The following is a 12642-nucleotide window of genomic DNA, read 5'->3' on the forward strand; positions in this document are numbered from 1 at the left end:
CACTACCTCCTCATTTTAAAACTAATCATTTATTTTTTTATAATAGTACATAGGTTCTCCATTAAGTGTTTTTACACCAATTTGTTCCCATGTCCCACTATGCAATTTACTTATTTCTTCTTCTGAATCTAATATTGACGATATAACAGAATTCTTCTGTAGTTTAGGAACTACTAAATCTTTTCCACCATCATCTACATAAAGTGTATTGTCAACTATCTTAAGTAAATTGCCTTGATTTGTATCAGAAATCTGAACTCCACCTACAGAACAAACCTCGCCATCATAGAACTTATAAGTATTTCTACCATTTTCTAATAATAAGTTACCTTTTGCACATTGTATAAAATTGTCAGCCTCAGCATCACATTCTAGAGTTACATTAGTTGTTTCATTCGCTTTGATTACATGTATCTTACGCTCTAGACCATTTTCTAGAGTATCAACATTATTATTCATCAATACAATATTGCAGTTGTCTAAAGTATCTCCATAAAGTATAGAATAAGCTTCTTCTTTTTTATCTGGAAGATTTTTATAAGTATCATAATCAACATTTTTATAATATTGACTACAGTTAGTAAATCTTGCAGTTATCTGGCTATGAGACATTTTTTCAAACATAAATCCGCAGTATCCACATTTATCAACTGCAAGATTCATCATAAGATTGAAACCAAGTCCTTTATTATTAATACCTACTTCCCTGATATCTTCTATTCTTATATTGTTTAAGCTGACACCAGTTGTAATTTCCATTCCATTTTCACATCCATAAATCTTACTACTAGAAAGCATAGATTTTTCTCCAAGTTTTATACCAAGACCACATGAGGTAACAGTAATATCATTACCAGTTGCATAAAGTGGAATTTCAATTCCTGTTCCCGAAAATCCAGAAATATATAGATGTTCAAAATGTGATAAACCTTGTACTCCTTTACCTTCTGTTATAGCAGATACATCTTTAGGTAATTCATTTTTTATTTCACGATTATCATAGTAAAAGTTAATATTTTTTATAGTTTGATTTGTCTCTGTCAATGTAATGATACTCATATTAGAAACGCCTCTAGTTATAAAGTTTGTTGCTCCTATGAATGGCTTTTTATTGTCTTCACTTTCACTTAATTCTGGAACATCGCCTCCATAATAAGAATTTCCTTGAAGTGTTATTTGTTGTCTAATCTTAATACCTTTTTCAAATAAATAGTCACCGTTTGGAAAATATATAACAGAATCTTTTAGTGATTCATCAGAAACAATATCTTGTATCATATCACTTACATCAGATTTTCCAGTAATGTCTATTTTACTGTTTAGCTCCAGCACATTAACCCAGTCTGGAGTTTTAGTTTCAATTGCCATGATTAATTCCTCCTTTTAAAATTTAAGTTATTTATATTTGTAGGAATAAATATATTTTTACTATAATTAGAGTAAATCTGTTTATCTTTATAATCTCAGAGATAATCTTTATGATAATAATATCCTTCCTACAATTTCTATGTTACTATAATAAAACACTGTATTAATAGTCGATTTGTTTATAAATTGTTTATAAATTGTTTATAAATAAATAATTTATGCTTCTAGGAAGATTTGAATTGATTATAGATGGAATAATAATTAACAGAAATAAAATTATAATATATAAAATAGTGTAAAAACCAATAGTTTTTGTTAATATTAATAGATAAAGATAATCTAAGGTGGTGATTAAAGTGACAATAGAAGAATACAAAAATAAATACTCTACAGGAAATAAAATTGTACTTCCTCTAAATAGTTTTGATAATAAGAAACTATACTATCATGAGACTGAGAATATATTAAATTTAATAAATGAAACAAATAAATTAACATCAAGTAAGATATTTAAAGTAATAGAAGATAAAAATGACTTGGCACTGGAGTCTTATTATTCTAGTGTAATAGAGGGTGCTTTTTCAACTAGAAAGATTGCAAAATCTATAATTAGAGGAAAGATGAAACCAAGTAATAAAAGTGAGTATATGATTTACAATAATCATAGAGCCTTAGAATATGGATTAGATAACTTAGATAAATTGTATAGTCACAAATTTATATATGACTTACATCATATATTGGGTGAAAACTGCTTAGATTCAGAAGAGTACGAGTATAGAACTGAAAAAGTATATGTATGTGATTCAAAAGGTAAGATTATACATACAGGGCTTGATTCTTTGAAGATATATGACTTTATGGGTAAATTAATAGATTTTATGGAAAATAGCAAAATTAGTGATTTAATTAAAAGTGCGATAATTCACTTCTATTTTGTATATGTTCATCCATTTAGTGATGGAAATGGGAGAACTTCAAGAGCATTGTCTTACTTGTATTTAATTAATAAAGGATATGATACTTTTAAAGAGTTTTCAATATCATATATAATATCTAAAAATAGAACTAAGTATTATAAGGCTATACTTGATGTAGAGAATAAGGGATATAATTTAACTATATTTATAGAGTTTATGTTAAAGTCTATAATACAATCTATAAATGAAATGCGTAACATGCATGATAGAAAGTCTTTAGAGAGTGTGTTGAAAGAGGAGTTATTTGAAAATGATATTACTCTATCATCAACAGAAGAACATATATTAAAATATATTTGTAATAAAGATAACTATTCTATGACATTAGAAAACTATATTAAAAAGAATAAAAGTAGATACTTAAAGGCTGGAATAAAGGAAATCGAATTAGTTGACCAGTTGATGGAAGTGTTTAATAATCTTGAAGAGATAGAGATTTTATCTAGAGAAAAGGATGTATATAAAGTTAATGAGAAGTACTTAAAAATGCTTGATATAGATTAAAAGTTTATTATAAAATATTTTACATAAAGAAATGAATCCTGTTATAAGGATTCATTTCTTTATATAATTTACTTTGAATAAAGTACTTATAATAATTTATAATAATTTACAGTTTCTTTTCCAATAGGTTCAGAGCCAACTTTTATCCATTCTCCTCCATAGGTAGATTTTATCTTAGAAATATCTGAATCTGTTGATTTAACAACAAGACCCGGACAAGGTCTAAATATATTTTTTCGATTATTGCCATCTTTAAAACTAAACATACCATTTTGTAATAGGAATAAATTTTCGTTTTTGCGATAGTCCACTGAATTAATTCCATTAATAATTTCTGGAATAGATGAGTCAATAAATATATAATCATTAGAGTTATTTTGTAACCTTAAATTTCCACCTCCGTCTACTGATTTTACTATATAATCATAAGCATCTATGCTACATTTCAGTGTAGAATTTGGTATTTGAAGAGTTTCAAATACATAAACTTTATGCTTATATTCTAAACCATCATCCCAGTTATCTTTATTATCACTAATTAGATTAAAATGGCAATTAGTAAAATAGTTTCCAGAAAGTAAAGAATATGCTCCTACTTTTTCCTCTTTTATCTTTAAATAAGTATCATAATCTGTATTATAATAACGTTGCCCACATCTTCTTATAATTCCAGATATATAAGTATCTCTTATTGCACCAAATAGAAAACCACAATGCCCACATTGATCAATTGTAATATTATCGATTTTGTAACTACCAAATGCCTCAAGACCCTCAATTTGGCTACTTCTAAGACCAACTTGTTGTATCTTTTCAATTCTTACACTATTTATACTAGTTCCAGTCATAATTCTCATTCCATTTTTACATTTATATATTCTGCTGTTAGAAATAATTGCATCGATACCTGTATCAATACCTAACCCACAAGAGGTAACTGTAATGTCATTTGAAATTGCATAATATGGTATCTGAATTCCTATGCCTGAGAAACCACTTATATAAAGATTTTCATAATGACCAAGACCTCTGTGAACATTAGCCAAACCATCAGTTGTAATTGCTGACACACCCTTCATTTCTTCATTATTCTCATTTGTCTTAATGAGCATTTCATAATGATAATGTGGATTTCCTTTTGTTGGGGGTTCATCATGAACAATCATCTCACAGCTGTCAGAATAAAAACTTATATTTTTAATACATTGTTTCATTTTTTTTAATGTAATAATACTCATATTAGGAACTCCTCGTGTTATAAATTCTGTAGCAGATGTTGATGCATCAGAATCTCCTAATAATGTAATTTCTTTATCAATTGTGATACCAGTTTTAAATAAGTATTTACCTTTTGGGAAATATAAAATACAAGACTTAAATGGTAGCTTATCAATAACTTCCTGTATGAAAGGTCCCACATCTTCTGAACCATCGTTTTTGATCTTAGGATTTTTTTCTAATATGTTAATTGTTATTTCATTTTTAATTTCTTCCATAATATTATTTATTCCTTTCTTATTTACTCAATACCAAAATATTATGTATTTTTGGTATTAGATGAATTTTTTATAGTTATAAATTTAACTATACTATAACAACTAGACTACTAGTAACGTGCTAGTTTAAATACCATACATTTGCTTATTTTTCTATCATTTTATGATATCTTACCGCCATTCCAAACTCTACTTTTTCAGCAATTTTCTCCCATTTTCCACCATAATACTGAGCAACTGTATCGCTACTTTCATTTCCTGTTGTCATAATATCATTTATCTGTGGAGTATACATTTTAATATCTTTATCATCACTATTTATATACATCTCACCTTTTTTTATCATAATTTTGCCATTATGCTCTTCTTCAGATATATCAACTCCATTGATACTACTTATTTTTCCATTATAAAATATAACAGTTTGTTTTTTATTATTGTATATTAGGTTTCCTTTTTCTAACTCAACAACCATGTCAGTAGCATCTACAGGGCATCTTAATAACATATTATTGGTTTCAAGAGCTTTTATAAGGTATACCTTATGCGGACTATATCTTAGATCCCCTTTTCCTTCATTAAATTTATCTTTCCCTTTATCATCCCAATAATCTACATTACTATTTGAGATTGTTATATTACTTGACTCTATTGAATTCCCATAAAATAAAGAATATGCTTCATTAACTCTATTATCTAGCTTTAAGTAGTCATCATAGCTAAAGTTAAAATAGTATTGTCCACATCTTAAGATATTTGCTGATATGTGTGTATTAGACATCGAATCAAACTTAAATCCGCAATATCCACATTGGTCAATTGTAATATCTGTAACCAAGTTTGAGCCCTCACCAACATTATCAATACCAACCTTACCAACTTCTTCTACTCTCATACCATTAATAAAAGTTCCTGTAGAAATCTCCATTCCATAATCACATCCCCAAGTCTTTCCATTAGTAATTATTGAATTTTCTCCTGTACTAATTCCACGATTACACGAAAAAACAGTAATATCATTTACTGTGGAATTATTAGGCATCTTAAGTGCAATTTCACCAAAACCACCAAAGTCTACATTTTCATAATGACCAGGCCCTTCTGATACATTTTCACATACAATTGCTGATATACATTTCCCTTTGTGTTCACTTTTGAATATTATTTCATGATGAAATCCTGGTTCTCCATTTGCAGGAGGTACATCAGGTGACTCCGCATTCTTGCAGTTATCTGATTGAAAAGAAATACTTTTAATACAATGCTTTACTCCCTTTACCGTTATCATTGTAAAACTTTCCATTGTACCATTTGCTTCATCTTCTTTATCAAATTTACCAGAAAATTGTGTTGTTCCTGAAAAAAAATAATCATTATCTGGATTATTTGACCTAAAATATGCATCTCCACATAGTGTTAATCGTTTGTTAATCTCTATACCACTTGTAAATAAGTACTTACCTCTTGGAAAATATATAATAGAGTCTTCTGGTGCAGCATTTATAATTTCTTGCACCCTAGAACTTACATCTTCTTTTTCCTCATTACAAACTCCATAATTTAAAACATTAATCCATCCATCTGTTTCTTTAATTATTATAGGTTCTCCCATAATTCACTACCTCCTCATTTTGAAACTAATCATTTATTTTTTTATAATAATACATAGGCTCTCCATTAAGTGTTTTTACACCAATTTGTTCCCATGTTCCACTATGCAATTTACTTATCTCTTCTTCTGAATCTAATATTGAAGATATAACAGAATTCTTCTGTAGTTTAGGAACTACTAAATCTTTTCCACCATCATCTACATAAAGTGTATTGTCAATTATCTTAAGTAAATCACCTTGATTTACATCAGAAACTTGAACTCTGCCTACAGAACAAATCTCACCATCATAAAACTTATAAGTATTTCTACCATTTTCTAATAGCAAGTTACCTTTTGCACATTGTATAAAGCTATCAGCTTCAGCATCACATTCTAGAGTTACATTAGTTGTTTCATTCGCTTTGATTACATGTATCTTACGCTCTAGACCATTTTCTAGAGTATCAACATTATTATTCATCAATACAATATTGCAGTTGTCTAAAGTGTCTCCATAAAGTATAGAATAAGCTTCTTCTTTTTTATCTGGAAGATTTTTATAAGTATCATAGTCAACGTTTTTATAATATTGACTACAGTTAGTAAATCTTGCAGTTATCTGGCTATGAGACATTTTTCCAAACATAAATCCGCAGTATCCACATTTATCAACTGCAAGATTCATCATAAGATTGAAACCAAGCCCTTTATTATTAATACCTACTTCTTGAATATCTTCTATTTTTACATTGTTTAAGCTGACACCAGTTGTAATTTCCATTCCATTTTTACATTTATGAATCTTACTACTAGAAAGCATAGATTTTTCTCCAAGTTTTATACCAAGACCACATGAGGTAACAGTAATATCATTACCAGTTGCATAAAGTGGAATTTCAATTCCTGTTCCCGAAAATCCAGAAATATATAGATGTTCAAAATGTGATAGACCTTGTACTCCTTTACCTTCTGTTATAGCAGATACATCTTTAGGTAATTCATTTTTTATTTCACGATTATCATAGTAAAAGTTAATATTTTTTATAGTTTGATTTGTCTCTGTCAATGTAACAATACTCATATTAGAAATGCCTCTAGTTATAAAATTCGTTGCTCCTATAAATGGTTTTTTATTGTCTTCACTTTCACTTAATTCTGGAACATCGCCTCCATAATAAGAATTTCCTTGAAGTGTTACTTGTTGGCTAATCTTAATACCTTTTTCAAATAAATAGTCACCGTTTGGAAAATATATAACAGAATCTTTTAGTGATTCATCAGAAACAATATCTTGTATCATATCACTTACATCAGATTTTCCAGTAATGTCTATTTTGCTATTTAGTTCCAGCACATTAACCCAGTCTGGAGTTTTAGTTTCAATTGCCATGATTAATTCCTCCTTTTAAAATTTAAATTATTTGTATATACAGGAAGAAGTGTATTTTTACTATAATCATAATAAATCTATATTTGTTTATGACATTTGAGATAATCGTTATCATTAGAATACTTTATTTTTGCTAATTAATAGAGCTGTTCTTTTTAGTCTTATTACTACTAAAAAATTAATCTGTGAAATCATATAAAATATACTAAATAGATTCAATATTGTATGCCAAATAAGCTGATAGATTTTATCTTCTCATAGTCACACATTTCCTGTAACTCCTATACTAGCATTAAAATTCATCTTATCAGTAGTTGATTTGTTTATAAATTGTTTGTATTTTGTCCATATTTTATTTATATTTAGTTTATAAATCATTTATAATTTACTTATTTTATAAAATTATTAGTTAGTTTATTAAAAGTTAGTACTTCTATTTATGATATGATAATAAAATATGAGTACTAATGTTATGGATAGAAAATCTTTAGAAATATTATTAAAATTAGATAATAGTATTAAAATTAGCAACAGACTTGATATAATTGACAATAAGCTTGATGTGACTGATTACAGACTTGATACAACTCAAAATGATATTATATAAATTAACTTGGATGAAAAACTAATTTTCAAATCTAGCAATTATATACAACAAAAAACTGTAAGTAAATTTGTTTTACACAAATCTACTTACAGCCTCTAAATGGTAGAATACTTTTAGTCTACTATTTATTTTATCTAGATTGTTCTAGAGTCACTCAATCAATAAAATTTAGAGAATCTAACGCTCCTAAAAATACCTCTTACCTACACTGACTTACCCATTTCATATGCCTGTTTCATTGCCTCACTTCCCTTAATATCACCTACATGCCAAGCCCCTACACCATATACTATACCCTTTTCCTTAGCGCCGTTTAGACATGATGTGAATCCTCTGAATCCTTCTAAGGTTCTTTCCATAGCTTGCTCACTATTGTCTGCTGCGGCAACAATGAAATAAAACTCTTTTCCAGAAATTTCAGTGTATCTCGAACAAGTTCTATCAATCATAGTTTTCATTTGTGCATTCATAGTATAAAAATAAACTGGAGTTGCCAAAACAATAACATCTGCTTTAATCATTTTTTCAAGAATTTCTTCCATGTCATCTTTTTGTGGGCAACTTCCACCTTTCTCATAACAGACTCCGCATCCTACACAATAATTAACTTCCTTATCTTTCAAAAATATTTTTTCTACTTTATTTTTAGATTCCAATGCCCCTTGCATAAATTGGTCACATAGTAAATCAGAATTCCCACCTTTTCTAGGGCTTGCAGATAGTACAAGTACACTTTTATTCATAAGACAATACCTCCGTTCTTTGACTCTCACTATTATTCTTTAATGTTTTTTCTTTTTCAATAACTTTATCCTCATATCCATCAATCTTACTATTTAATCGTTCTAAAGTTTTCTGCATATCTTCTATTCTTCTAGAAAGCTGATTTCGTTGTTCTATTAAAAGGTCTTTTCTCGCTTTTATAGTTTCATTCCCTTTTTGAAACATAGTTACATACTCAATCAATGTCTCAATGGAAAGCCCTGCACTTCTCATACATTTGATGAAATTAACCCACTCACAATCTTTTTCTGTAAAAGACCTAATTCCACTTTTGTTTCTACTTACAGGTGGTATTAAGCCAATTCGTTCATAATATCGTAAAGTATCTGCTGAAAGTTCGTATTTTTTACTCACTTCTGAAATTGTCACACAAATCCTCCTCCTTTCTTGATAGTGTATAATTTAAAATTCGATTAAACAGTTTGACTGACATTTCATCAATTTCAACTTTTCTATATATCATTAATTATTTTACTTATATTTCATTAACTTCAATTTTTCCGTATAACATTAATTATTTTATGGTAACAATTATTTTTCAAAAATTTCTGCTACATTCTTTAAAGAGTCTACAATTTTAATGTGTTGTGGACAATTTTTTTCACACTGTTTACATCCAATACAATCTGACGCTTTTCCATAAGTTTTAGTGTAGTTATTATAGTAAACCATTTGTGTTGAAAATCCAGTATTAAGAGCTTGCTTTTCTGCATTATATAAAGCAAAATAGTTTGGAATAGCAATATTTTTTGGACATCCTTCTACACAATATTGGCAAGCAGTACATGGAACTGCAATTGCTTCATTTATAATTTCTACTGCTTCATCTATAACATCATATTCTTTCTGTACAAATGGTTCAAAATTTTGCATATATCCTGTGTTATCTAATAGTTGTTCCATATTTGACATTCCACTTAAAACCATCATGACATTATCTTTACTTGCTGCAAAACGAATTGCCCATGATGGCACTGACATATCTGGATTGTAATCATTAAATAATTTTTCGGCTCTTTCTGGTATTTTTGCTAGTGTACCACCTTTTACTGGTTCCATAACGATAACAGGTTTATTGTGTTTTGTTGCTACTTCATAACATTTTCTAGATTGTATGCTTTCATTATCCCAATCCAAATAGTTAATCTGTAACTGAACAAAATCTACTTCTGGATGTTCATTCAATACTTTGTCTAATAGTTCTGCACTATCATGAAAAGAAAAACCAATATTTTTTATTTTTCCTTCTTTTTTCTTTTCTTCAATAAACTTAAAGCTGTCAAATTTCTTGGCTACCTCATAATGTGATACACCTATATTATGTAAAAGATAATAATCAAAATAATCTACACCACATTTTTCTAACTGTTCATTAAAAATAGACTCCTGCTCTTCTTTTGCTTTCAAAGCCATTAGTGGTAGTTTTGTAGCTACAGTAAAACTTTCTCTTTTATGTCTCTTTACTAGAGATTCTCTAAGTGCTATTTCACTTTTACCCATATGGTATACATATGCTGTATCAAAATATGTAAATCCTCTCTCTAAAAAAGTATCAACCATCTTATTTAAGTAATCCATAGCAATACTTGTAGCATCATTTTCATCTTTTACTGGTAAACGCATTAATCCAAATCCTAATTTTTTTTGTTCCATTGTCCTGCTTCCCCCTTTAAGTATTCTCTACTTTAACTTGTTCTTTTAAATACTTATAAACTTTCTATAATTATACTTTACTACTTAGAGTTAACTTCAAGTCAATAGTTTTTTTATTTTTTAATTAAATACTATGAAAATTTATCAAGAAATTTCACCTAAAGTAGAATATTCCCTAACAGATTTAGGAATAAGCTTTTTACCTGTTTTAGAACATATGAAACAATGGGCAAAACCTATTTATCAAATGATAAAAGTAATCGATTTACATATATTCAAGGTTAGAAACATTTTCCCAAGTATTTATGATACAATGTTAAATAAGAAAATAAAAACTTTATATTGAATAATCTTATCTGTTATTTTTAAAATGTTACATTTAATAGTAACTTGATTTTAAGATTATATTTTACTAGTTCATACTAAATAAGAAAATATAAGGATTGTGAGGTAAAAAATATGAATAAGAAAAACTTAGCTATATTAGTGGCAGGTATGATGTTTTTTTCTAGCTCTTCAGTAATATTTGCAAACAACTTAACAAAACAAGAAAGATTAATAGGTAAAACAAGATATGAAACGGCTGTAGAAGTGAGTAAAGTAGGGTGGGTTCAATCAAAAACAGCAATTATAGTCAATGGTAACTCTATTCAAAGCGCACTTTGTTCAAATCCTTTTGCTAAATTAAAAAATGCTCCTATACTTTTAGTAAATAATAATAGCATAGAAAGTTCAACTAAAACTGAACTTAAAAGACTTGGCGTAGATAATGTATATATAGTGGACAGTGGAAATAGTATATCCAATAAAGTAGAAAATGAAATAAAATCACTTAACATAAAAGTAAATAAAATAGTAGGAAATAATATCTATGAAATGTCTACAAATGTACTTAAAGAAATAGATAAGATAAAAAAAGTAGAAAATGTAGCAGTTGTAAATGGATTAAAGGGGTTATCTGATGCAGTTAGCATAGCTTCTCCATCAGCAATACATAATATGCCTATAATACTAGTATCTGAGGAAAACAGCAATAATAGCAGTATAAATTTCTTAAATAATAGGTCTATAAAAAAATCTTATATAGTTGGAGGAAATAAGATTTTATCAGACAATACAGTAAAAAAATATCCAAATAAAGAGAGAATCAGTGGTTCAGATAGAAACAATACTAATGCCAAAATTATTGAGCAATTTTATAAAAACAAAAGCATAAAAAATGTATTTGTTACTAAAGATGGTATGAACAAAGAAAATGCACTAGTAGACGCATTATCAATAGGAGTATTGGCAGCCAAAGAAAATTCTCCTGTAATAATATCTAATGGTACTCTTGCAAACAGCCAAAAAGATTTTATTAAAAATAAAGACATAAAAGAAGTAACACAAGTTGGCGGAGGTGATAACCAAAAAGCCTTTGAGGATATCTTAAAACTAAAAGATGTCGATATAAGAAATAAAACTAAAAAAATATCTTTAATTGAAGCTAAAGAAATATTAAAGCAAGCTGTTCCAGGAAGTAATGTTTTAGTTTGTTACTACGACCAAGATGATAACAAATACGACAGTAAGGTTATAAAGGATAATATTGTATATGAAGTAGAAATAGATGCATACTCTGGTAAAATAATAGAAATTGAAAAAGATGATGATATAAATAACGATAACTTAAATGTAAAAAATATATCTTTAGATAAAGCTAAATCTATAATCCTAGATGCTATTCCTAATGGTAATTTAATGTACTGTAAATATGATGCTGACGATAATGAATATGAGGCTAAAGTTGTAAAAGATAATAAAACATATGAAATAGAGATAAATGCATTTGATGGAAGAATTATAGATATTGATATGGATGACGATTCTGATGATAATGATTATGATGACTCTGATAATAATGATTATGATGATTCTGATAATAATCAAAATAATAGCGATTCTAATGCTAATAACAATAACTCTATAATTAGCATTGAAAAAGCTAAGTCAATAATGCTAAATAAAGTACCTGGTGGTAAAATAGTAAAATTTGAATACGATGAAGATGATAAAGAATATGAAGGCGAAATAACAAAAGGAAGCAACGAATATGATATAACAATCAGTGCAATCACTGGAAAAATATTAGAATATGAAGTTGATACAATATAGTATATGGTTCTAATTATACAGTTTATAAAAAGTTTCTTATTTTATATTACTGGAATTTAAATTTTATATTACTGGAATTTTAAAAATTCCAGTAATATTTTTTATTATCAATA

The 12642-nt window shown here is 27.9% G+C and carries 11 protein-coding genes; 4 read left to right on the plus strand and 7 right to left on the minus strand.

Features of this window, described 5'->3' with window-relative positions:
* Positions 1 to 21: 21 nt before the first annotated feature.
* Entirely contained in the window at positions 22 to 1368 is a 1347-nt protein-coding gene (locus tag KGF48_RS06535; RefSeq protein WP_227867843.1) for a glycoside hydrolase family 55 protein, read from the minus strand.
* A gap of 356 nt (positions 1369 to 1724) precedes the next feature.
* On the opposite strand from KGF48_RS06535, the gene KGF48_RS06540 reads away from it, so the two are divergent.
* Positions 1725 to 2852 (plus strand): Fic family protein, encoded by a 1128-nt coding sequence (locus tag KGF48_RS06540; RefSeq protein WP_227841386.1) that lies wholly within the window; start codon positions 1725 to 1727, stop codon positions 2850 to 2852.
* 86 nt (positions 2853 to 2938) lie between these two features.
* On the opposite strand, the gene KGF48_RS06545 is transcribed toward KGF48_RS06540, so the two are convergent.
* The 3 genes from KGF48_RS06545 to KGF48_RS06555 all read right to left on the minus strand — a co-directional run bounded on the left by KGF48_RS06545 (position 2939) and on the right by KGF48_RS06555 (position 7332).
* Positions 2939 to 4348 carry a glycoside hydrolase family 55 protein gene (locus tag KGF48_RS06545; protein ID WP_227841385.1) on the minus strand — a complete coding sequence of 470 codons (1410 nt, stop codon included), beginning with the start codon at positions 4346 to 4348 and terminating at the stop codon, positions 2939 to 2941.
* Between the two features lie 145 nt (positions 4349 to 4493).
* Positions 4494 to 5960, minus strand: a complete 1467-nt coding sequence (locus KGF48_RS06550) for a glycoside hydrolase family 55 protein (protein WP_227841384.1) — start codon at positions 5958 to 5960, stop codon at positions 4494 to 4496.
* A gap of 25 nt (positions 5961 to 5985) precedes the next feature.
* Positions 5986 to 7332 carry a glycoside hydrolase family 55 protein gene (locus tag KGF48_RS06555; RefSeq protein WP_227867844.1) on the minus strand — a complete coding sequence of 449 codons (1347 nt, stop codon included), beginning with the start codon at positions 7330 to 7332 and terminating at the stop codon, positions 5986 to 5988.
* A gap of 472 nt (positions 7333 to 7804) precedes the next feature.
* On the opposite strand from KGF48_RS06555, the gene KGF48_RS20255 reads away from it, so the two are divergent.
* On the plus strand, positions 7805 to 7939 hold the full coding sequence (locus KGF48_RS20255) for a hypothetical protein (protein ID WP_255642490.1): 135 nt from the start codon (positions 7805 to 7807) through the stop codon (positions 7937 to 7939).
* 203 nt (positions 7940 to 8142) lie between these two features.
* Here the strand turns inward: KGF48_RS20255 and KGF48_RS06560 are convergent, their stop codons facing one another.
* From KGF48_RS06560 to KGF48_RS06570, 3 genes are all read right to left on the minus strand, one after another.
* A complete protein-coding gene (locus KGF48_RS06560; RefSeq protein ID WP_227841359.1) occupies positions 8143 to 8682 on the minus strand; it encodes a flavodoxin family protein in 540 nt (179 codons plus the stop codon).
* Complete coding sequence (locus tag KGF48_RS06565) at positions 8675 to 9091, minus strand: MerR family transcriptional regulator (RefSeq protein WP_227828373.1); 417 nt, start codon at positions 9089 to 9091, stop codon at positions 8675 to 8677. Before KGF48_RS06565 ends, KGF48_RS06560 begins: the two co-directional genes overlap by 8 nt.
* A gap of 162 nt (positions 9092 to 9253) precedes the next feature.
* Positions 9254 to 10375, minus strand: coding sequence for an aldo/keto reductase (locus tag KGF48_RS06570; protein ID WP_227867845.1), 1122 nt, complete (start codon positions 10373 to 10375; stop codon positions 9254 to 9256).
* Between the two features lie 133 nt (positions 10376 to 10508).
* Between KGF48_RS06570 and KGF48_RS20615 the strand changes: the two genes are divergently transcribed.
* Together KGF48_RS20615 and KGF48_RS06580 are read left to right on the plus strand one after the other, a co-directional pair.
* Positions 10509 to 10721 (plus strand): winged helix-turn-helix transcriptional regulator, encoded by a 213-nt coding sequence (locus tag KGF48_RS20615; protein ID WP_413894788.1) that lies wholly within the window; start codon positions 10509 to 10511, stop codon positions 10719 to 10721.
* A 113-nt stretch (positions 10722 to 10834) separates the two neighbouring features.
* Positions 10835 to 12529 carry a cell wall-binding repeat-containing protein gene (locus KGF48_RS06580; protein WP_227867846.1) on the plus strand — a complete coding sequence of 565 codons (1695 nt, stop codon included), beginning with the start codon at positions 10835 to 10837 and terminating at the stop codon, positions 12527 to 12529.
* Positions 12530 to 12642: the final 113 nt, after the last annotated feature.

It is taken from the genome of Clostridioides sp. ZZV15-6388 (assembly GCF_020657755.1).
Taxonomy (GTDB): Bacteria; Bacillota; Clostridia; order Peptostreptococcales; family Peptostreptococcaceae; genus Clostridioides.